This is a genomic window from Arthrobacter sp. MDT2-16 (assembly GCF_054510925.1).
The window spans coordinates 314225-333909 of the sequence record NZ_JBTNDP010000003.1; the positions used below are offsets into that span (position 1 = coordinate 314225).

19 protein-coding genes, 1 pseudogene and 1 riboswitch are annotated in these 19685 nt (G+C 67.6%); of the genes and pseudogenes, 15 read left to right on the forward strand and 5 right to left on the reverse strand.

The window, feature by feature from the left end; genetic code table 11:
- Positions 1 to 11 precede the first annotated feature (11 nt).
- The 3 genes from ACX80N_RS08070 to ACX80N_RS08080 all read left to right on the forward strand — a co-directional run bounded on the left by ACX80N_RS08070 (position 12) and on the right by ACX80N_RS08080 (position 1901).
- On the forward strand, positions 12 to 569 hold the full coding sequence (locus ACX80N_RS08070) for a hypothetical protein (protein ID WP_459338968.1): 558 nt from the start codon (positions 12 to 14) through the stop codon (positions 567 to 569).
- 229 nt (positions 570 to 798) lie between these two features.
- Positions 799 to 1041 (forward strand): hypothetical protein, encoded by a 243-nt coding sequence (locus ACX80N_RS08075; protein WP_459338969.1) that lies wholly within the window; start codon positions 799 to 801, stop codon positions 1039 to 1041.
- A 638-nt stretch (positions 1042 to 1679) separates the two neighbouring features.
- The gene (locus ACX80N_RS08080) at positions 1680 to 1901 is read left to right on the forward strand and encodes a hypothetical protein (RefSeq protein WP_459338970.1); all 222 of its coding nucleotides are present in this window, start codon (positions 1680 to 1682) and stop codon (positions 1899 to 1901) included.
- Between the two features lie 1259 nt (positions 1902 to 3160).
- On the opposite strand, the pseudogene ACX80N_RS08085 reads toward ACX80N_RS08080, so the two are convergent.
- Positions 3161 to 3901 (reverse strand): annotated as a pseudogene (locus tag ACX80N_RS08085) (SOS response-associated peptidase).
- 567 nt (positions 3902 to 4468) lie between these two features.
- On the opposite strand from ACX80N_RS08085, the gene ACX80N_RS08090 reads away from it, so the two are divergent.
- Positions 4469 to 5224, forward strand: a complete 756-nt coding sequence (locus ACX80N_RS08090; protein WP_459338971.1) for a hypothetical protein — start codon at positions 4469 to 4471, stop codon at positions 5222 to 5224.
- A 423-nt stretch (positions 5225 to 5647) separates the two neighbouring features.
- Here ACX80N_RS08090 and ribH read toward each other — a convergent pair whose 3' ends face one another.
- From ribH to ribD, 4 genes are read right to left on the reverse strand one after another with little or no spacing between them, the layout of a single operon-like run.
- Positions 5648 to 6130, reverse strand: a complete 483-nt coding sequence (ribH, locus tag ACX80N_RS08095; protein WP_105032379.1) for a 6,7-dimethyl-8-ribityllumazine synthase — start codon at positions 6128 to 6130, stop codon at positions 5648 to 5650.
- Between the two features lie 51 nt (positions 6131 to 6181).
- The gene (gene ribB, locus ACX80N_RS08100; protein WP_459339046.1) at positions 6182 to 6808 is read right to left on the reverse strand and encodes a 3,4-dihydroxy-2-butanone-4-phosphate synthase; all 627 of its coding nucleotides are present in this window, start codon (positions 6806 to 6808) and stop codon (positions 6182 to 6184) included.
- Positions 6808 to 7467: a riboflavin synthase gene (locus tag ACX80N_RS08105; RefSeq protein ID WP_459338972.1), complete on the reverse strand. Its 660-nt coding sequence runs from the start codon at positions 7465 to 7467 to the stop codon at positions 6808 to 6810. The genes ribB and ACX80N_RS08105 overlap by 1 nt, the downstream gene beginning before the upstream one ends.
- 52 nt (positions 7468 to 7519) lie before the next feature.
- A complete protein-coding gene (gene ribD, locus ACX80N_RS08110; RefSeq protein WP_459338973.1) occupies positions 7520 to 8560 on the reverse strand; it encodes a bifunctional diaminohydroxyphosphoribosylaminopyrimidine deaminase/5-amino-6-(5-phosphoribosylamino)uracil reductase RibD in 1041 nt (346 codons plus the stop codon).
- Between the two features lie 193 nt (positions 8561 to 8753).
- Positions 8754 to 8895: riboswitch (FMN riboswitch) on the reverse strand.
- Positions 8896 to 9038: 143 nt separating this feature from the next.
- Between ribD and ribA the strand changes: the two genes are divergently transcribed.
- The 11 genes from ribA (at position 9039) to ACX80N_RS08165 (ending at position 19676) form a co-directional block, all read left to right on the forward strand.
- A complete protein-coding gene (gene ribA, locus ACX80N_RS08115; RefSeq protein ID WP_205753624.1) occupies positions 9039 to 9677 on the forward strand; it encodes a GTP cyclohydrolase II in 639 nt (212 codons plus the stop codon).
- Positions 9678 to 9795: 118 nt separating this feature from the next.
- Positions 9796 to 10485: a GntR family transcriptional regulator gene (locus ACX80N_RS08120; RefSeq protein ID WP_459338974.1), complete on the forward strand. Its 690-nt coding sequence runs from the start codon at positions 9796 to 9798 to the stop codon at positions 10483 to 10485.
- A gap of 178 nt (positions 10486 to 10663) precedes the next feature.
- Positions 10664 to 11368, forward strand: coding sequence for an SDR family NAD(P)-dependent oxidoreductase (locus ACX80N_RS08125; protein WP_459338975.1), 705 nt, complete (start codon positions 10664 to 10666; stop codon positions 11366 to 11368).
- The gene (locus ACX80N_RS08130; RefSeq protein WP_459338976.1) at positions 11361 to 11966 is read left to right on the forward strand and encodes a carboxymuconolactone decarboxylase family protein; all 606 of its coding nucleotides are present in this window, start codon (positions 11361 to 11363) and stop codon (positions 11964 to 11966) included. Before ACX80N_RS08125 ends, ACX80N_RS08130 begins: the two co-directional genes overlap by 8 nt.
- A 65-nt stretch (positions 11967 to 12031) precedes the next feature.
- A complete protein-coding gene (locus ACX80N_RS08135) occupies positions 12032 to 13039 on the forward strand; it encodes a TAXI family TRAP transporter solute-binding subunit (RefSeq protein ID WP_459338977.1) in 1008 nt (335 codons plus the stop codon).
- Between the two features lie 3 nt (positions 13040 to 13042).
- Positions 13043 to 13546 carry a hypothetical protein gene (locus tag ACX80N_RS08140; RefSeq protein ID WP_459338978.1) on the forward strand — a complete coding sequence of 168 codons (504 nt, stop codon included), beginning with the start codon at positions 13043 to 13045 and terminating at the stop codon, positions 13544 to 13546.
- Positions 13543 to 15774: a TRAP transporter permease gene (locus tag ACX80N_RS08145; protein ID WP_459338979.1), complete on the forward strand. Its 2232-nt coding sequence runs from the start codon at positions 13543 to 13545 to the stop codon at positions 15772 to 15774. The genes ACX80N_RS08140 and ACX80N_RS08145 overlap by 4 nt, the downstream gene beginning before the upstream one ends.
- Positions 15771 to 17057 carry an MFS transporter gene (locus ACX80N_RS08150; RefSeq protein ID WP_459338980.1) on the forward strand — a complete coding sequence of 429 codons (1287 nt, stop codon included), beginning with the start codon at positions 15771 to 15773 and terminating at the stop codon, positions 17055 to 17057. Before ACX80N_RS08145 ends, ACX80N_RS08150 begins: the two co-directional genes overlap by 4 nt.
- Complete coding sequence (locus ACX80N_RS08155; protein WP_459338981.1) at positions 17054 to 17959, forward strand: dihydrodipicolinate synthase family protein; 906 nt, start codon at positions 17054 to 17056, stop codon at positions 17957 to 17959. Before ACX80N_RS08150 ends, ACX80N_RS08155 begins: the two co-directional genes overlap by 4 nt.
- On the forward strand, positions 17959 to 18732 hold the full coding sequence (locus ACX80N_RS08160) for an SDR family oxidoreductase (RefSeq protein WP_459338982.1): 774 nt from the start codon (positions 17959 to 17961) through the stop codon (positions 18730 to 18732). The genes ACX80N_RS08155 and ACX80N_RS08160 overlap by 1 nt, the downstream gene beginning before the upstream one ends.
- A 32-nt stretch (positions 18733 to 18764) precedes the next feature.
- A complete protein-coding gene (locus tag ACX80N_RS08165; RefSeq protein WP_459338983.1) occupies positions 18765 to 19676 on the forward strand; it encodes a fumarylacetoacetate hydrolase family protein in 912 nt (303 codons plus the stop codon).
- The last annotated feature ends 9 nt before the right edge of the window (positions 19677 to 19685 follow it).

The window sequence follows — 19685 nt, forward strand, 5'->3', positions numbered from 1 at the left end:
AGGATGGGCACATGAGCCGCCAGCCGCCGAGTCTTTCCCCGGAACCTTTTCTTCCGGGAGGCCTGCCACTGCACGGACGATTCGCCCGATTCCAGGGCGTGCTCTTCGCCTGCAGGATCGGCGCATTCCAGAGCAACGGTCGACTGGACGATGACGTGACCCTGATCGCCCGGGACACCGACAACCCCGGGCCGGAATGGTCTAACGCACCCCACCCATTCAACCCGGTCTTCTCAGAATGGACCCGGGTCGTCAAACAGTGCGACACCGACGAAACCTTCTCCTGCGTCGCAACCGCACGATGGCGCGGACTCGAACTGGGAGGCCTCGACTACACCCCCTCCACCCGACTCATCGGGGGCTACCTCAGCCATGGTCCCGCCGGGACCACATCTGCCCTTGAATCCTTGCGCGACCTGGCGCGTCTCGACGCCACGACGTGGCACGGCCGAATACCTTTCGACGAGATGGAGCGCCTGGAGATCCGCAGGACCCCAATTCCTCCCATTCCTTCACGGCCCGAGCCTGCGGCGCCATGGTGGATGCCCTCAAGACGGCGCCGAAACTGAATCCACTCCCCGGCCCCTCTTCCCAGGGATGTAACCTAACTGTCCGTCCGATTTGACGACTATAAGAGCATGGCCAGGGTCGGGTGCGACGAAGGAGCGTCCGGACCTCACCAGGCCGGAGCGAGGCGAGAGGACCATTCCCCTGGGTGGAGCGTCATCGGAAACCAGGGAAGCACGACGGGTGAGACACCGCGGCCGCCGGCCGCAACACCTCCGTAGAGTTGTGACCATGACTATGGGGACGAACGAACAAGCACAGACACCACCACTGGGTATGACTGTCTTGAGTCGCTACCTATTCGGGGCCTCGCTCGTTTTCGGGATCGGCGTGACGATTGTCGCCGAGCGGTTGCCTGCAGGGTGGGGGCCCGCGTCGATCCTCGCCATGGTTTTGGCTGCGTCTGCGTTCCTAATCCGTTCCGTCATCGACTATCGCTGTAAGCGTGCGGTGATCGACACTATGGAGGAGTAGCTGGCCGACCGGCTCGTCGCGTGAGCACTATGGCATGAAAAAGGGCGGCACAACCGGTGGCTGTACCGCCTCAATGGGCTTGATGTTCCTCGGGGCGTATCTACCCGAAGAGATCCTTGTCCGCTGCCGGCGTCCAGGTGAGGTTCACGCGCACTGGGTGGGAGAACGTGACGGGCTCAGCCTTCAGACGGTCTTCAAGCAGGTCCTCGGCGGTGGGGTTGCGAGCTTAGGTGCGTGAAGGCTCAGGCTCTCGCTGAACGGCTTCGTCATAGTGATGCTCGAGGCCGGTTGCGCGATGTAAGCCATGGGTCCCATAGGTGCCTCTTCCTGGTTGGTGGCTTGGATGTCACTGTACGGGCCGGCCCTGTCAGTTGCGGGTGCGGCCTACTGGCTGGTGCTGGCTCCCCAGTACGCTCATTGCATCGACTATTTGTTCTAGGTACGGGGGAAGCAATGGGCAACAATCCACTCGATCCGGGGTTCTATCCGATCTTTGTGCTCCTGATCTTCGCGGTGCTGTGGGGACTAGTGGCTTTGGTCCTGTACGGGATCATCCGGTTTGGGGTGAAGCACGGGATGCGGTCCTACTACGCCAGCGTCTCGCCGTCCTCTGGTACTGATCCGCGGTCCGACTCGCAATGACCGACTACTCAGGGCCGGTCACGACGTACTCCGACTCGGTCAGCACTGTTGCCGGCCCGGAGGGCGGCGTCTTCTGGTTCGCGTTGGCGCTGATCAACGCTGGTCTGGCGGAGCAGAAGAATCGGTCCCGGCTAGCGTGGTTCTTCCTCTCGCTGGTGTTAGGGCCGTTTGCCACGCTGTTGATCGTCGTCTGGCCGGCCCCACCGCCCCGACGGTAGCTGCGGCGCACTTGTCGAGGATGCCTGGTGGTACTGCGCCGTAGGTGCAGCTCGTGGCTGGTTGCGGTGATCGCGCCAGCGTGTATGGCGGCGGCCGGGGAGATGTTCCTATAGACAAGTCCCGCACTAGATTGTGACGAGCACACACATCTACGGGTCAGAGGAAATGCGTGATAGAGCCTACGGACGACCGAGCAAAAACGATACGCCTATCGAAATCGAACGTGGGCAGAGCTACTTCCATGACAGACGCGGTTCTATGTGTAGATCATCCTGACAGCCGTTCTCGTGGCCCCGCTGACTCGCATCCTCCTACAGATCCTCGGTTTGTCCGGTTCAGCGTCTTCAATTGCCGGCCTCATCCTGTCCCTCATCATTCTGGTTCCCCTGAGGTTAGCGGCCTGGCATGAGGCAAAGGAGCGAAAGAAGGGTGGGCTGGAGTCACATGTGATCCCGGTGACTTCCCGTGCACTAATTACCTGGATCGTCACTGCGATACTGCTCTGGGTCCTCTACGCACTCCTGGTTGCGTCCCAGGGGTTCGCAGTTTCAGTCCTTCCAGCCTTCGTCTCATTCTTTGCAGTCCACAGATGGACGCAGTGGCGCTCACAAGCGTCAACAGCCCGTCCGTAGCCTTTCCCCTGCTTCCACGAGATCAAGAGAATCGTTCCGACCGATGAGATTCAGACTCCTTAAGCTCCTCGTCATAGCGCTCATAGTCGCGGGCATGACGTTTTTCGTGCAGTTACTGGGTGGAGCAGAACCCGCAGGATTCGCTTTCATGATGATGTGCATCGGGCTGGGGTCCACTACGGCACAGAGTGGGGTCAGAAGCGGGCCGCTAAAACAGAGGAGTACCGTCAGGAGCTCATTGCAAGGAAGGCTCCCCAAACGACCTACTACTACGACGACAACAGCGACGATGAACCGCAGACAGAGACAAAAGGCACCTAATGCTTGAACCGTCTGAGCACGAGCGACCCGACGAACGTAGCTCTGCGGACAAGCGTTGGAGGACGCCCTGGTCCATGTGGATCAGTCTGATATTTCTCATTGCGCTGTCGAGTACGGCATTTCCTTATGTGGACAGCAGTCCCAAAGCTGTGCTCGCCGTCACTGGTCCGTTGAGCGTTCTCCTAGTCGCGGTTGCCCTTATTCGGTTCTATTGGAACCGCCACAAAGCGTTAGCCACACCCCCGCCTGACACTGGATCGAAGCCCCGCTGATTACTCCCCCACTACTACGATCAGTAGGCGACCTCAGCTCGCCCAGTCTTCCTGGACGGGCGCAATCAGCTCGGGCCCGTTGTTACGCACCGATCCGACCTCTTTACCGACGATTCGCGGGACAAGGTTCGGTTCGGGGATGGAGTCGATGAAGTGCTGCACCTGGTCCCGCTCGGTCATGGTCGGGTCCAACCACTGATCCTGCAGGTCCGCAGGGATGATGACCGGCGTCCGGTCATGGATGTGCCCGAGCGCATCGTGCGCCGCACGAGTGAGGATCGTCGCGGTCACCAACCACTTATCCTCGGCATCCTCGGGCTTGGTGGGGCCGGGCCAGAACTCGTACAGGCCGGCGAAGCCCAGCAGCTGGTCCTCGTTCTCGGCGTGGAGGTAGTGCGGGGTCTTCGTCCCGTCCTCGTTCTTCTGCCATTCGCAGTACCCGTTCGCCGGTCTATCCGGTATCAGTGCGCGGCGCTTGGCGGCCGCGGTGCGGAACGACGGCTTTTCCGTGACGGTTTCGCTGCGGGCGTTGATCATCCTCGCTCCGGCCTTGGGGTCTTTACTTCAGACAGGCACCAGTCCCCAGCGGGCTATCTCGAGTCGGCGCACCAGCTCACCCTCGCGCCGCTGCTCGGACACGAACGAGAGCCCCTGCATCGGCGCCACATTCCATGACGGCCGCAGCTCGTCCTGGTACATCTCTTCGACGTTGAACGCGTCCCGAATGGCGGCCTTGTTCCCGGCGATTACGAAGCGTCCACGCGTGCACGCGATTCTGCCTCAGTGGCAGGATGTAGCTCATGGATGTCAGCCGGGCGCCGCTACGAGAACGTCAGCGTAGCTCCATGCTGGACGCTATACGGCAGCTCGGCACACTTCCTCAGGCTCTTAATGTGGACGGAGGACCTTGATACACCCGCATCCCCACCGCCTCAACCTGGTGGAGCAACACCCATCAAACTGAAGCCAGACGAATAAGCAGGCACCGTAGGAACAATTGCACTGGGGTAAGAACAGCAGGTCTCAGCAGATCGTCAAGGAGACAAGGTGACACGAGACCGCACACTGACCCTTACAGCCATCGCAGCTCTATGCCTCCTCACTGGCTGCAACCTCATGCCAGGGGGCAACGAAGCCGAGCCTCAGCCCACCGCAACGGTTGCCAAAGCATCACCCACTCCAACGGTTGCCGGCGCTCCCACTACCGAGGCAGCTCAATCCCCCACGGCAAGTCCTGAGACCACGGCTCCCCTGCCCACTCCGACACAGGGCACCACTGCCACGAGTAACCCGTTCCCCTCATCGCCTTGTGCCTCCCCACCCGTCATCTCAGAACAAGAATTGGCACGAACACGAGAAGCCCTCTATCTCGATGACTGGGCTCGAAGCATAAGTGTTGAGTTCGAAGTCAACGCTCTTTCGATACGAGGCACAGGCGAACCCGTTGAGCCAGGATTGCTACAGGAGACCATTGAGAAGGACATGCGAGGGCAGACACCCTTCGGCTTCGAGACTTTCGTTGAAACGGACATCATCCACAACTTCGTCATCGGAGTATGGCATCCCCGTGGCTACCTATATACGACACGAGAGACGGCATACCTTGCTCGCTCAGACCAGATTACCGCAACTGACCGACCCATTGACCCCCAGCAGATGTCACTAGCACCATTGGATTGCTACGATTATGTTTCTGCTGAGACTGTATTCAAGGTCGCAATAGAGGCGGGAACCTACCAAAGTCAAAACGAGAATGAGTTCCCAACAGAGGACTACATCAGGGAGATGGGCTTAATCGGCATAGGATACGAATTGTCCATGGCTCATAGCTCCGCGTATCCGAATATGTGGCTTATAAGGGTGTGGAATCCAAAGGGTCAATTATTCAACTCAGAGAAGAATGCCGCCTACCGAGACACCTTTCTCAAGGATCAACTGAGACCTGCTTCCAACTTCAACTTTAGTGGTTTCCACCCTTCAGTTCGACAGGATTTGCCGAAGGAGTTTGAAGGCTCCCCCACTCCCACGCCAAGCTCCACTGGGGGTGCAGCTTCGACCTCCACCCCAAACCCCCTCCCCATCCCCACTCAGGGGTAGATGCGTCCTCACTCGACACCCCTTCCACTACCCCCTCGAAGCAGGGGAACGCTAACCCCAGGAACCACGAGGAGTTCGTGGGGGGAGTTCTGCTGGTCGTGTTCACGCGGAGGATAAACCGCTGGGCATGTTCGCTCTCGTGTCCTCGACCCCGTGGGATACAAGCCGTGCCGGCGTGCTACCGCTCATCCCGCAGCTTCATTGCTCCCTCATACTGAAGAGCTCGCTGTACCGCCAAGAACTGTCATATGCGCTGTTATCGGCAATCGAGCCTCGTGCGGCCCACCAGCACCATCACGACTCAGTGCTGGCGAAAGCGAACGCACGTAGATGGCCGCGAGTGCTAGCTTCACCGAGTAGCACTGACGTTGAAACACGAACGGGGCCTGCGCAGCAAGGGACCCCTCGCCGCCGTCGCCAGTCCTACCGCCAGCGGCGGAGGACTGCTGCGGTAGCCAGTGCCGCCGAGACGGCCTCGTGCCCCTTGTCCTCCGACGAGCCGGGCAGCCCCGCGCGGTCGAGTCCCTGCTGCTCCGTGTCGCAGGTCAGCACCCCGAACCCCACCGGCACGCCCGTACGGACGCTCACCTCGGTGAGGCCCGACGTCGCCGCCTGGCACACGTACTCGAAGTGCGGGGTACCGCCGCGGATGACGACGCCGAGAGCGGCGACGGCGTCAAAGGACGGCGCCACGCGCGCGGCGGCCACGGGCAGCTCGAAGCTGCCGGGCACGCGGATCTCGGTCACCTCCGCTCCGGCCTCGGCAGCCGCACGACGGGCGCCGTCGAGCAGACCGTCCATGATCTGGGTGTGCCAGCTCGCCGCGATGATCGCGAGGCGCAGGGGTGCGCCGTCCTGGGTGGGCAGTGCGCTGATGTCGATGCTCGGTGCTCCGTGGCCGCTCATGGTTCTCCTTCTGGTGGGTGCTGGAAATGGGGTGGTGCAGGTGGATGTCCGTCAGGCGCCGTCGCGGGCGTGCAGGGATGCGACGAGGTCCTCGATCGAGACGAGCGGGAGCCCGTGGTCGTCGGCAAACCGGCGCAGCGCAGGAAGTCGCATCATCGAACCGTCGTCGTGCACGAGTTCGGCGATGACGGCTGCGGGCCGTTTGCCCGCGAGGACGCTGAGGTCCACGCCGGCCTCGGTGTGGCCCGGGCGCACCCGTACTCCGCCGGGAGCCGCGCGGAGCGGGAAGACGTGACCCGGTCGGGTCAGATCCCCGGGCAGCGCCGCCGGATCGGCGAGGATCGTCGCGGTGCGCGCGCGGTCCGCGGCGCTGATGCCGGTGCTGACGCCCGTCGCCGCATCGCAGGACACCGTGTACGCCGTGCCCTTCGAGTCCTCGTTCACCGCCGTCATGGGCGGCAGGAGGAGCCGATCGGCGTCCTCCGCCCGCAGGGGCACGCACAGCACGCCCGAGGTCCAGCGCACTGTCCACCCGACGAGTTCGGGTGTCGCGTCCTGGGCGGCGAAGACGATGTCGCCCTCGTTCTCGCGGTCCTCGTCGTCGACCACGACGACGGCGCGCCCTGCGGCGATGGCCGCGACGGCGTCGTCGATGGTGTCGAGGCGGATCTCGCCCATCACGGGGCTTCCGGGGCGTGCGGCCCGCCCTGCGCATCCACCGCGGCGAAGCCCAGGAGCCGCTCGGCGTACTTGGCGAGCACGTCCATCTCGAGGTTGACGGTGTCGCCGATGGACTTCGCGCCGAGGCCGGTCTCGCGCAGGGTGGTGGGGATGAGCCCCACCTCGAACCACTGCTCCGCCTCGGAGGGCGCGCTGACGGCAGTAACGGTGAGCGAGACGCCGTCGATCGCCACCGATCCCTTCTCCGCGGCGTAGCGTCCCAGCTTCTGCGGGAGTCCGAACCGCAGCCGGTGCCAGGCGCCGAGGTCCTCACGCTCGAGCAGCACGCCGAGGCCGTCCACGTGTCCCTGGACGACGTGCCCGTCGAGCCGCCCACCGGCCGGGACGCACCGCTCGAGGTTCACGGAGGCACCCGGCTCCAGCTCGCCGGTGGTGGTGCGGCGAAGGGTCTCCCCCATGACGTCCACGCCCACGCGCCCGCTGGCGCCGTCGAGGGTGACGGCCGTCAGGCAGACCCCGTTGACCGCGATCGACGCGCCGGGCTCGAGATCCCTGCCGGTCTCGGGGGCCTCGAAGACGAGCAGGGCGCTCTCGCCGTCGGGGGTGACATCGAGCGAGACCACGCGGCCCTGCTCGGAGACTATTCCTGTGAACATCGGTTCTTCCTTCGGGTGGAGCGGTCGGAGTGGTGAGCGGGGTGAGCCGGGGTCACCCGGGGTGGAGGTGCAGTCGTACGTCGGCGCCGAATCGCTGCATGCCCGGGCCGCCGGCGTCGTCGAGCCTCCAGGGGCTCGCGTCGGCCAGTGTCTGCACGCCGAGGTCCGGGAAGGCCGGTGTCCCCTCGCCGAGGATCACCGGTGCGATGTAGGAGAAGAGCTCGTCGACCACCCCTGCCTGCAGGAAGGCGGAGGCGATCCGCGGACCTCCTTCGACCAGGAGATGGCGGACGCCCCGGCGGTACAGCTCGTCCAGTGCCTCGGGGACGTCGTGGGTGGTCAGCTGGAGGAAACCGAGACCCCGCACGGCGGCGTCGTCCGGCACGGGTGTCCGGCCCATGACGACCCGCAGACCGACGGCACCGGAACCAGCAGGAGTGGCGGTGCGTGCCGTCAGCCGGGGATCGTCCGCGAGGACGGTGCCGGTCCCCACGAGGACGGCGTCGGCCAGGGCCCGGATCCGGTGTCCGTCGGCGCGTGCCTCCGGGCCGGTGATCCACTGGCTCGTGCCGTCCTGCGCCGCCACCCGCCCGTCCAGGGACTGCGCCGATTTCAGGGTGACGAAGGGGCGGTGCGTGGCCGTGGCCGAGCTCCAGCGCGCGTTGAGCTGCTCCGAGGGGGCAGCCTCGAGGCCGCCGATGCACTCGACGCCGGCGGTGCGCAGCTGCTGCGCGCCGCCTGCGGCAGCGCCATTGCGGTCGTCGGCCGCGTAGACCACGCGGGCCACCCCGGCGTCGATGAGCGCCCTGCTGCACGGTCCGGTGCGGCCGGTGTGGTTGCAGGGCTCGAGGGTCACCACGGCGGTGGCGCCACGGGGGTCGTTCCCCCGGGCGCGGGCGTCGGCGAGGGCGGCGGGTTCGGCGTGCGGTGTCCGTGCTCCCCGGTGATGACCCTCCCCGAGGATCGTGCCCTCGGGTGAGAGGAGAACGGCGCCCACCAGCGGATTGGCGCCCCTGACCCCCTGGGCGGCGAGCGCGAGGGCGCGCTGCATGGCGTCCGCTTCCGCGCGGGTGGTGCCCGACGTCGTACTCATCGGGGTGTCCGGGCAGGGGAGATGAAGGCGGTTGCTGCGGGGCTGCTGGCTTCGACGAGCCGCTGCGGACGATCCATGCCGATCCTTCACCGATACGACGGCTCCGGGCAATGGCTGCAGCAGGGGACACGTCGCGGCACGAGTGACGACGACGGACGCCACCCGTACGACGGGCAGCGCTCAGATCCTGCTGTTCGTGCTTCTCCCATCCAGACTTTGACTGTCGGTCCCGGAATTCCACCGGCTCAACCGCCCCTGCTCCGCGGGTGCGGAACATCGGGCGGGTCGCGGACTATCACCGCCGGTTCGGACTTACACCGACCCCGGAGCACGTACTGCGTCCATTGTTTCACAGGGGCGCGACCCACCCCCACCCGAGCTGCGGGATGCGCGCCACGCAATAATCGGCGTCGTTCATGCGTTGATCAGGATGACGCCGGCTTCCGCGGCGTCCTCGTCCGCTCCTAAGGTTGATGTCATGTCCACGCATCTCGTGTCCCCGTCCCTGCCTGTGGCGGTCACGCGGGTCGTCGAAACGGTCCTCCCCACGCAGCACGGCGTCTTCCGCATGATCGGCTACCGCGACGACACCGCCGCCGAGCACATCGCCCTCGTGCGCGGGAACGACGACGACCTCGACGGTGCTCCGCTCGTCCGGGTACACAGCGAGTGCCTCACCGGTGATGCCTTCGGGTCGTGGCGGTGCGACTGCGGGGACCAGCTCGACGCCGCGCTCGCGGCCATCGACGAGGAAGGCGCCGGCGTCGTGGTGTACCTCAGGGGCCAGGAGGGACGTGGCATCGGCCTGCTCGCCAAACTCGAGGCCTACGCCCTGCAGGACCTCGGAGCCGATACCGTGGACGCGAATCTCGCCCTGGGACTGCCGGTGGACGGCCGCCGTTATGACCAGGCAGCCGGCATCCTCCTGGACCTGGGAATCGATACCGTCCGGCTCCTGTCGGGGAATCCCGCGAAGGAGGAGGCGCTCGAGGCCCTCGGTGTCACCGTGAAGGAACGCCGCGGCCTCGCGGTGACCGAGCGGAGCGAGAACCGGGGCTATCTCGCCACCAAGCGCCTGCGCATGAACCACGACGCCGTGCCACCGACCCACAGCTGATCGGCCGGATCCCACCGCCGACGGGGCGGAGCGTCAGGACCGTTCGACGGCGATCACCGGATCGTTCCGCCCGGACTAGAATTCGGACGATGAGCGCCGAACGAAGTGGACTGGTTTCATGACGAGCAACGCCACGGAGGGCTCCAGACGCCCGCCGACGGCCCAGGCCTTCGTGCTTGCCGAACTCCGGCGGGCGATCATCGCCGGTGAATTCCTGCCCGGACAGCCACTGCGCCAGGACGCACTGGCTGAACGGTTCGGCGTCAGCCGTGTCCCTCTCCGCGAAGCGCTGAAGACCCTCGAGTCCGAGGGGCAGGTCCACTACGAACCCCATCGTGGCCACAGGGTGGCCACCCTCTCCCTCACGGACCTGCTGGAGGTGTACCGGATCCGGCAGCTGCTGGAGGGGGAGGCTGCACGGGTCGCGATGACGAGGACGCTCAGCAGCACCGTCCTGGAGGATCTCAGGAATGCTGCCCGGGACGTCGAGACGGCGAGCGGTGCAGGGGACCTGCTGGGGATGACCGAGGCGAACCGGCGGTTCCACTTCATCCTCGTGGAGGCAGCCGGGATGCCGCGTCTGGAACGGATGATCCAGATCCTGTGGGACGCGACCGACGCCTACAGGTTCGTCTACTACGGATCGGAGTCCAACCGTTCACGCGTGGAGGACGAACACGTCCTGATCATCGAGGCGTTCGCGGAACGGGACACCGAGAAGCTCATCCTCCTGCTGGACGAGCACCGCGAGCACGCGGTGAAAGCCCTGAGGACCTTCCTGGAGGCCGGTTCCGCTCGAGAAAACTGACCGTTCGGACTCCGACCGGAGTAGTTTTGTGATGCGGGTTACATTCTGTCCGCAAATTGTATACAGTCTCCAATGAGGTGCACCGACGGACCTCGGCGCCCCTCGGGTGCCCACGCTTTCTGCCCAGAGAACCGGAGATGCTTCCTTGGCTGATTGGCTTGGTATGAAGGATCAGCGCGTGCTGGTGGCCGGTGCCGGCGGCATCGGCGCGGCCTGCGCGGAAGCCTTCCTCCAGGCGGGAGCACGGTTGCTCGTGGCTGACCAGAACGCGGAACGCCTGTCCGGTTTCGCCGAGACGGCGAGCACCATCACCGCTGATCTGACGACCACCGACGGCTGCGAGCAGGCAGTACGCGCCGCGCAGACGGAGCTCGGGGGCCTGGACATCCTCGTGCACGCGGTCGGCATCAACAACCGCGTGCCCATCCTCGACACTCTGGACGAGGACTGGGACAGGATCCTCGACGTCAACCTGTCCAGCGCCTTCCGCCTCGGCCGTGCCGCCGGCCGCATCATGGTCGACGCCGGGTACGGCCGGCAGATCTACTGCTCCTCGGTCTCGAGCCTGCTCGCCCATCCCGACCACGGGCCCTACGCCGCGAGCAAGGGCGGACTGAACCAGCTCGTCCGGGTGATGGCGCGGGAATGGGCGGCCAGCGGGGTGACGGTCAACGCGATCGCGCCGGGCTACGTGGAAACGGCCCTGACCAGCGCCTACCTCGACCGCCCGGGCGTGCGCGGGCTCTACACGGGCCTGGTCCCGGCCGGCCGGCTCGGCACCGTCGACGACCTCACCGGCCCCGTGCTCTATCTCGCATCCCGGCAGGCGGCCTTCGTCACCGGCCACATCCTCTACGTGGACGGGGGGCGGACCCTTGTCTGACACCACCGACACCACGAGGCCGCAGGACACCGGACGGTTTCCGCTGCTGACGCCGGCCGAGCTCTCCGCCGAACAGCGCGTGGTCTACGACGCCATCGCAGGGCCCCCGCGGGGCAACGGGACGTTCACGGTGGTCTACGACGACGGCGCGCTCGCCGGCCCCTTCAACGCGATGCTCCTCGCCCCCGCCCTCGGCAATGCCGTCCAGGCGCTCGGCGCCGTCCTCCGCTTCGAGGGCGCGCTCGACGGACGACTGCGCGAACTCGTGATCTGCGCGATCTCCGCGGACCTCGACTCGGCCTACGAGTGGTACGCCCACAGCCGGGTGGCAGCGACCGTGGGAATCGTCGAGGACGAACTGGAGCACCTCAGGAAGGGCGGCATCCCGCCCACCCTCTCCCCCGCCGAACGTGCCGCGCTCGACCTCACGAGACTGCTCCTGCGGGGCGCCACCGTCGACGACGACACCCATGCCCGCGTGCTGTCGCATTTCGGGCACGCCGGAGTCGCAGAGCTGTCCCTGCTGGTGGGCTACTACCGGATGCTCGCGGGCCTACTCGCCGTCGGGGACATCCCGGCACCCGGCCCAGGACCCTGACCACCAGCACCGCCTCTCCCCCTTCCACCAAGAACCAGAAATCACCGACAGCAAAGGAAAATTCCATGACCACGAAACAGCGAAGCCGGAAGCGTCTCTGCACAGCAGCACTGATCGCCCCCGCGCTCTTCCTTTCCGCCTGCGGTAGCCCCGAACCCACCACGAGCGGCGGCGGAGGCGGGGCCGAGGAAGGCGGCGGCGGCTCGCTCTCCATCGCGACGGGCGGCACCGGCGGCGTCTACTACCCCCTCGGTGGCGGGTTCGCCACCGTGATCCGCGACAACATCGAGGGCTACGACGCCACCGTCCAGGAGACCAACGCCTCCGTGGACAACATGCGCCTCATCGAGAACGGTTCCGCACAGCTCGCCTTCTCCGTGGGTGACGTGGTGTCCGACGCCGTCGAGGGCGCCGGCGAGTTCGAGGGCAGCCCCGTGGAGATCTGCTCGCTCGGCAACATCTACAACAACTTCATGCAGGCCGTCAGCGTCGACGGAACCGGCATCCAGTCCGTCGAGGACATGGCCGGCAAGGTCGTCTCCGTCGGGGCGCCGGGCTCCGCCACCGAGGTCGGAGCGCTGCGCATCCTCGAGGCCGCGGGGATCGACCCCGAGACCGGAGTGGAACGCCGCCAGCTCGGCGCCGCGGAAACCGTTGCCGCGCTGCGGGACGGCACCATCGACGCCGGATTCTGGTCCGGCGGCCTCCCCACGGGCGCGCTCATCGACCTCGCCAGTGACGGCGACATGGTGCTCGTGCCCATCGGCGAGTACGCCGAACCCCTCGCCTCCCAGTACGGCGACTACTACGTCGCCGAGGACATCCCCGCCAACACCTACGAGGGCCAGACCGAAGCCGTCCCCGCCATCGCCTCCCCGAACCTGCTGGTCGCGAGCCCCACCATGGACGAGCAGCTCCAGCAGGACATCACCCAGGCGATCTTCGACAACGAGGAGGCCCTCATCAAGGTCCACCCCGCCGCCGTCGAGCTCGATGCCGCCACCGCCGGCGACATCTCCTACATCGAGACCTGCCCGGGCGCCCAGGCCTACTTCGACGAGGCCGCGGGCTAGGGAATGCGGAAGCCGGCCGCCGTCGTCGTCGCCCTGGCATGCCTCGGCATGCTGGGGGGTATGGGGTTCGCGAGCGCGTCCGGTCAGCCGGACGTCTCCATCAGCATCACCAACGACGACGGCGAGCTGGCGAGCGTACCGCTCACCGGAACCGGCTTCTCCGTGAGCTACCGCAACTCGCTGTACGGCACCCGGGCCGAAGAACGCTACACCCTCGGCCCCGACGGCACCTTCGTGCTGGACCAGATCGCAGCCGACCAGCTCGCGGTGCTCGAGGAGTACTACGCCGTCCCCGGCGTCCCGTCGGCTGCCGCGGAATCCGATCGCCGGGAATGGGTCGTGGAACCGGACCCGGCGCGGCCCGCCGTGTTCGAGGAGCTCTCGATCGCGGCGACCGACCTCGGACAGCGCACCCTGCACGTGGACGGCGCTCCACCCCTCGAACTGTGGGGCCTCGTCGACGACAACAACCCGTTCGTTGAGTTACATCTCAAGGAGACACCATGACCGAGCGACCAGACGGCAACGGCGCCGTGAAGGCGCACACCTCCGCCCCAGCCCCCAGGCACAAGGCGTCCATCCCGGACGAGCAGGCGGACCGTGCGAGGCTGAAGGAGGACGAGCCGGTCAGCCCCCTCGAGCGGGAAGACATCATCGACGAGGAAGCACTGATCGCCGAGTTCGAGGCGGAGAAGCCCGCGCGGCACCTGAGCGGACTCCCGGGCCTGCTGATCAAGATCGCCGGTGCAGGACTCTCGCTCCTGGCCCTCTACTGGGTCTTCAATCCCATGCCCACCCAGTTCTACCTCCCGCTGTTCCTCGGGATCGGCCTGTCCCTGACGTTCCTCGTCTACCGGGGCTGGGGACGCTCGGAAGCCTCGAAGGCGAAGAGGTCGGGGGACAACCCGGGGATCGCCGACTGGGCTCTCGCGATCGTGGCGCTCGTGCCCTTCCTCTACATCGTCTCCGACTGGGATGGCTTCTTCCGGCGCGCGATCACTCCCACCTACCTCGACCTGGCCATGGGCGTGATCGCCATCCTCGTGACCCTGGAGGCATCACGCAGGACCGTCGGGATCCTCGTGCCGCTGGTGGTCGTGGGCTTCTTCGCCTACGCCTCCTTCGGCTCCCTCGTCCCCGCTCCGTTCAACACCTCGTCCTTCAACTGGATCCGCCTCGTCGGCCACAACGTCATGGGCACGCAGGGGCTCTTCGGTGTCCCCACCGACGTGGCAGCGACCTACATCATCCTGTTCACCATCTACGGGGCGGTCCTCGGGGCGTCCGGGGCCACCAAGTTCTTCATCGACCTCTCCTTCTCGGCCTTCGGCCAGTCCAAATCCGGGCCCGGCCGCACGGTGACCCTCGCGGGATTCCTCCTCGGCACGGTCTCGGGCTCGGGAGTCGCGACGACCGTCACCCTCGGTGGTATCTCCTGGCCGCTGCTCCGCAAGGCCGGCTACCCGAAGGAACACGGCGGTGCCATCCTCGCTGCCGCCGGCATCGGTGCCATCATGTCCCCTCCCACCCTGGGAGCGGCCGCCTTCATCATCGCCGCGCTCCTCGGCGTCTCGTACCTCCAGGTCCTCATCTGGGCCACCATCCCCACCGTGCTCTACTACTTCGGCATCATCCTGGCCATCGAGATGGATGCACGCCGCTTCAAGACCAGGGCCGTGGACTTCGACGTCAAGCCGGTGGGCAAGCTGCTCCTGCGCTTCGGCTACCACTTCAGCTCCCTCGCCGCCATCGTCGTGTTCATGGCCATGGGCATGACCCCGTTCCGCGCCGTCGTGTACGCCACGATCCTCGCGTTCGTGCTCAGCTTCCTCGACCGCGCCTCCTGGATGACCCCCCGACGCATCTTCGACGCGCTGGCCACCGGTGCCACCGGGGCGCTGTCGGTCATCCCCGTCATGGCGGCAGCAGGACTGATCGTCGGCGTCATGACCCTGACCGGCCTGGGCCTGAAGCTCGCCAACATCATCGTGGACTTCGCCGGCGGCAGCCTGCTCCTGACGGCCATCTTCTCGGCGATCTCGGTGATCCTGCTGGGACTGGCGGTCCCCGTGACGGCGAGCTTCATCATCTCGTGGGTCATCATCGGTCCCGCCCTGCAGGACGTGGGCGTCCCCGCGTTCGCCGCAGCGATGTTCATCTTCTACTACTCCGTGCTCAGTGAGGTCTCACCTCCCACGGCGCTCTCCCCCTTCGCCGCATCCGCCATCACCGGCGGCAAACCGATCCAGACCATGTGGCTCACCTGGCGCTACACCCTCTCGGCCTTCCTCGTACCGTTCATCTTCGTGCTCTCCGGTCCGGGCGTGGGACTGCTGCTGCAGGGCGGCATCGGCACCGTCGCGCTGGCCTTCGCCGTCTCGCTCCTGGCCGTCGGCGCCCTCGCCGTCGCCACCGGAGCCTGGCTGTTCGGCCCGGCCCGCTGGCCCGAGCGGATCCTGCTGGGGCTGGGGTCGCTGCCGATGCTCGTCATGGAGCCCATGTACATCGGCATCGGCGCGGCCATCATCGCCGTCGGGGTCGTCGTCCACCTCCTCGGCCTCAAGATGCGGGGGCACCACCCGGACGAGGGTGCTGAAGCACCCGCCGAGCTCGCCACGTCGGGCGCCTCCGGCGCGTCCGGCGCGGGAGGCGCCACGGCCGTCGGCCAGGCCTCCGGCACCGGGACGGACGGTACTGCCGACGGAACTCGCCGCACAGGAGCCGAATCGTCGTGACCCCCGCCAAGCCGCCGGGCGCGGGCGGCACACTGCTCCAGGCCGTCACCGTGACCACCCTGGGCGTGCTGCCCGCCTTTCTGGTCGGCGCCCTCGCCGTGCAGATCCGGGACGACCTCGGCATCGGTCCCGCCGAGATGGGCATCGCCGCGGCGACCCTCTTCGCGGTCTCGGGGGTCGCCGCGCGGCGGCTCGGCCGGCTCGTGCAGCGGATCGGGGCGGCCAGGGGAATAGTGGCCTCGGCAGTCCTGGCCGCCGTCGCCCTCGGCGGGGCCGGCCTGGCACCGACCTTCGGGGTGCTGATCGCCGCCCTCGTGGTGGGCGGACTGTCCAACGGCCTGGCCCAGCCCGCTGCGAACCTCGGAATCTCGCGGGCGGTGGTCCCGGGCAGGCTCGGACTGGCGTTCGGCATCAAGCAGTGCTCCATTCCCGCCGCCGGCCTGATCGGGGGCCTCGCCGTTCCGGGCATCGCCCTGACCCTGGGCTGGCGCTACGCCTTCGCGCTGGGCGTCGTCCTGGCGGTGGCGCTGGCCCTGTGGGCCGGCCTCACCGCGCAGGGACCGGAGCGCCCGACGACGGGACCCGCAGCAGCCGCCGACCGCGGCACCCCGCGGCGCGGACTCGTGCTGCTGGCCATCGGCGCCGGCCTCGCCGCAGCTGCCGCCACCTCCCTGGGGGTGTTCCTCGTGGATTCGGCGGTGGAGTCCGGGATGTCGCCCAGTGCGGCAGGATTCCTCTTCGCCGGCGCCGCGCTCCTGGGGCTCTCGATCCGCATCGTGCTCGGCGCCGCCATGGACCGGTATCCGCAGCGTAGCCCCTACATCCTGGTGGCCAATCTGCTGGTGATCGGCGTGGGCGGCTACCTCCTCCTCGCCTTCGGCTCCTCCGCGGCGTTCGTCTGCGGAGCGCTGCTGACCTACGCAGCCGGCTGGAGCTGGCACGGGCTCGTCCACTTCGCCGTAGTGCGCGACAACCGGCAGGGCGCCGCCTCGGCCACGGGGGTCCTGCAGACCGGGCTCTCCCTCGGCGCCGCCGTCGGTCCCCTGCTCTTCGGTTTCCTCGTGGCCGCGACCTCCTACCGGGTCGGCTGGCTGACCGCCGCCGTCGTCGCCCTGCTGGCCGCCGCGACGTTCCGGCTCGGCCGGCGGAGCATCCGTGCGGCGCGGGCGGCAGCAGCGCCCCTGCCCCCGGAGGACCCGGGGCCCGGCGCGGTTGCGCCGGACACGACTCCCCGTCCAGCCACCACCGCTGGAGGACCACCCATGAAAGGAACGTCCCCATGACCGACCCGATCCCGCACCTGTCCCCCGGACTCTGGGGGGTGCTGGCAACACCGTTCAGCGGAGCGGAGCTCGCCGTCGACACCGACTCGCTCCGCCGTGAGGTCCAGCTGTACACGGGGCTGTCGGCCACCGGGATGGTGGTCCTCGGCGTCTTCGGGGAGGGTGCGTCACTGACCGCTGCCGAACAGTCCCTCATCGTCCGCACGGTCGCCGACGAGGCGGGGAGCACTCCGCTCGTCGTCGGCCTGTCCGCCCGCACCACCGCCGTCGCCATCGAGCAGGCCTCCACCGCCGTCGAGGCCGCCGGCAGCAACCTCGCCGCGCTCATGGTGCAGGCGAACACCGGCGACCCCGAGGTGCTGTCCGCCCACCTGACGGCCGTCCACCGCGCCACGGGAGCGGGCATCGTGCTGCAGGACTACCCGGTGGCCTCCGGCGTGAAGATCAGCGCCGAACAGATCCTGCGCGTCGTGGAGCAGTGCAGCTTCATCGTCGCCGTGAAATCGGAGGCGCCCCCCACCGCGTCCGCGATCGCGAAGCTCACCCGCTCCACGGACGTCCCCGTCTACGGCGGGCTGGGCGGCGTGGGGCTCCTGGACGAGCTCGCAGCGGGTGCGGCCGGCGCCATGACGGGCTTCTCCCACCCCGAGGGCCTGCAGATCGCGCTGACGGCCTTCGCCGACGGTGGTTTCGCCGGCGCCCGCAGTGCCTTCGCGCCGTGGCTGCCCCTGGCGAACTTCGAGGGCCAGCCCGGGGTGGGCCTCGCCCTGCGCAAGGAGATCCTGCGCCGCCGGGGCATCATCGCCGACGCATCGGTCCGGCCGCCCGCACCCTCCCTTCCGCCTGAACTCGCGGACCTGATCGACGCGCACCTCGACGCCGTACGAATGGAGATCGCCTGATGGATACCGGACTGACAGGGAAGAACGTACTGGTGCCCGGGGCGAGCTCCGGGATCGGCCTCGCCATCGCGCAGTCCCTCGGCGCCGAGGGGGCGAACGTCGTGCTCGCCGCGCGCCGCGAGGACGTGGTGAAGGCCGAGGCGGCCCGCCTGCCCTCCGCTGTCGGGATCGCCCTGGACCTGAACGACGACGGCGCCCCGGCCGCGCTCGTGGAGGCCGCCGAGAGCGCGTTCGGGCCCATCGACGTCCTGGTCCTCAACAGCGGCGGACCTCCTCCCGGCGGCGCGGCCGACATCACCGACGTACAGGCCCTCGCAGCCGTCCACCAGCTGCTGCTCCAGCACGTGCGGCTCACCTCCCTGGTGCTCCCGGGCATGCGGCAGCGCGGCTGGGGGCGGATCGTGGCCGTCGGATCCAGCGGCGTGCAGCAGCCGCTGCCCAACCTCGCGCTGTCGAACCTCGGCCGCGCCGGGCTCGCGGGCTACCTCAAGACCCTGGCCGCGGAGGTCGCCGCCGACGGCGTGACCGTCAACATGGTGCTCCCCGGCCGCATCGACACCGAGCGCGTCGCGTCGCTGGACTCGGCCGCGGCCCAGCGGACGGGCGCCACCCCCGCCGAGGCGCGTGCCACGTCCGAGGCGGGCATCCCGGCACGCCGGTACGGCACCCCCGCCGAGTTCGCCGCCGTCGTCGCCTTCCTGGCCAGTGCACCGGCGTCGTACGTCACCGGAGAACAGATCCGGTGCGACGGCGGCATGGTCCGCGCCTACTAGCCCCCCGTCCTCCGACCCGAAAGGGCAGCTTCATGGCTCCCAGCATCCTGCACCTCTGTTCCATCACCTCCCCCACCTCCCCCACCTCCCCCGGGAGCGACCCGGGGGCTCCCGGACCCGAGACGGCGGCCGTCGTCCACCCGCGGCGCGGCCTCGCCCGGGTGCGCGACCTCCTGCCCGGTTTCTCCGGCGACATCCTCGAGGTCCTCACCGGCGGTCTCCTCGGGCAGCTCGACGCCGCCGCCGAGGCCGCCGACGACGCCGTCTTCAGCCATCCCGAGGACGCCGTGTACGGCGCCCCCTACCGCCACCCCCGCATGCTCTGGGGCATCGGGCTGAACTACGTGGAGCACGCCTCCGACCTCTCCGAGGGCGTGCCCGAGGAACCCGCCTCGTTCATCAAGGGCGACCACACCGTCATCGGACCGGGCGAGGCCATCCCCATCCCCGTGCAGAGCGAGCGCACCACCACCGAAGCCGAGGTGGCGGTGGTCATCGGCAGGTACTGCCGCAACGTGGAGCCCGAGGACGCGCTGGACTACCTGACCGGCGTCGTGCCCGTGCTGGACCAGACGGCCGAGGACATCCTGCAGCGCAACCCGCGGTTCCTCACCCGCTCCAAGAACTTCCCCGGTTTCTTCTCCTTCGGCCCCCGGATCGTGCCGCTGGCCGAGGCCGTGGGCGAGGGGACCCTCGCCGACATGGAGGTCTCCACGGTGGTCAACGGTGAGGTGAGGCGCAGCAACACGGTCTCCCGCATGCGCTACGACCCCGCCTACCTCATCAGTTTCCACAGCAAGGTGATGCCGCTGTATCCGGGGGACATCATCTCCACCGGGACACCCGGTGCCATCCACGTCACGCCGGGAGACACGGCCGAGTGCCGCGTCTCCGGCGTCGGCGTGCTCACCAACCCCGTCACCGCGGCCGGCCAGGGCTGCTGACATGTCTCC

Coding starts and splice junctions, on each gene's coding strand:
- ACX80N_RS08080 (WP_459338970.1), top strand. CDS start 1,680: ATGACCGACTACTCAGGGCCGGTCACGACGTACTCCGACTCGGTCAGC.
- ACX80N_RS08155 (WP_459338981.1), top strand. CDS start 17,054: ATGACCGACCCGATCCCGCACCTGTCCCCCGGACTCTGGGGGGTGCTG.
- ribH (WP_105032379.1), bottom strand. CDS start 6,130: ATGAGCGGCCACGGAGCACCGAGCATCGACATCAGCGCACTGCCCACC.
- ribB (WP_459339046.1), bottom strand. CDS start 6,808: ATGGGCGAGATCCGCCTCGACACCATCGACGACGCCGTCGCGGCCATC.
- ACX80N_RS08145 (WP_459338979.1), top strand. CDS start 13,543: ATGACCGAGCGACCAGACGGCAACGGCGCCGTGAAGGCGCACACCTCC.
- ACX80N_RS08105 (WP_459338972.1), bottom strand. CDS start 7,467: ATGTTCACAGGAATAGTCTCCGAGCAGGGCCGCGTGGTCTCGCTCGAT.
- ACX80N_RS08135 (WP_459338977.1), top strand. CDS start 12,032: ATGACCACGAAACAGCGAAGCCGGAAGCGTCTCTGCACAGCAGCACTG.
- ribD (WP_459338973.1), bottom strand. CDS start 8,560: ATGAGTACGACGTCGGGCACCACCCGCGCGGAAGCGGACGCCATGCAG.
- ACX80N_RS08165 (WP_459338983.1), top strand. CDS start 18,765: ATGGCTCCCAGCATCCTGCACCTCTGTTCCATCACCTCCCCCACCTCC.
- ACX80N_RS08120 (WP_459338974.1), top strand. CDS start 9,796: ATGACGAGCAACGCCACGGAGGGCTCCAGACGCCCGCCGACGGCCCAG.
- ACX80N_RS08075 (WP_459338969.1), top strand. CDS start 799: ATGACTATGGGGACGAACGAACAAGCACAGACACCACCACTGGGTATG.
- ACX80N_RS08070 (WP_459338968.1), top strand. CDS start 12: ATGAGCCGCCAGCCGCCGAGTCTTTCCCCGGAACCTTTTCTTCCGGGA.
- ribA (WP_205753624.1), top strand. CDS start 9,039: ATGTCCACGCATCTCGTGTCCCCGTCCCTGCCTGTGGCGGTCACGCGG.
- ACX80N_RS08140 (WP_459338978.1), top strand. CDS start 13,043: ATGCGGAAGCCGGCCGCCGTCGTCGTCGCCCTGGCATGCCTCGGCATG.
- ACX80N_RS08160 (WP_459338982.1), top strand. CDS start 17,959: ATGGATACCGGACTGACAGGGAAGAACGTACTGGTGCCCGGGGCGAGC.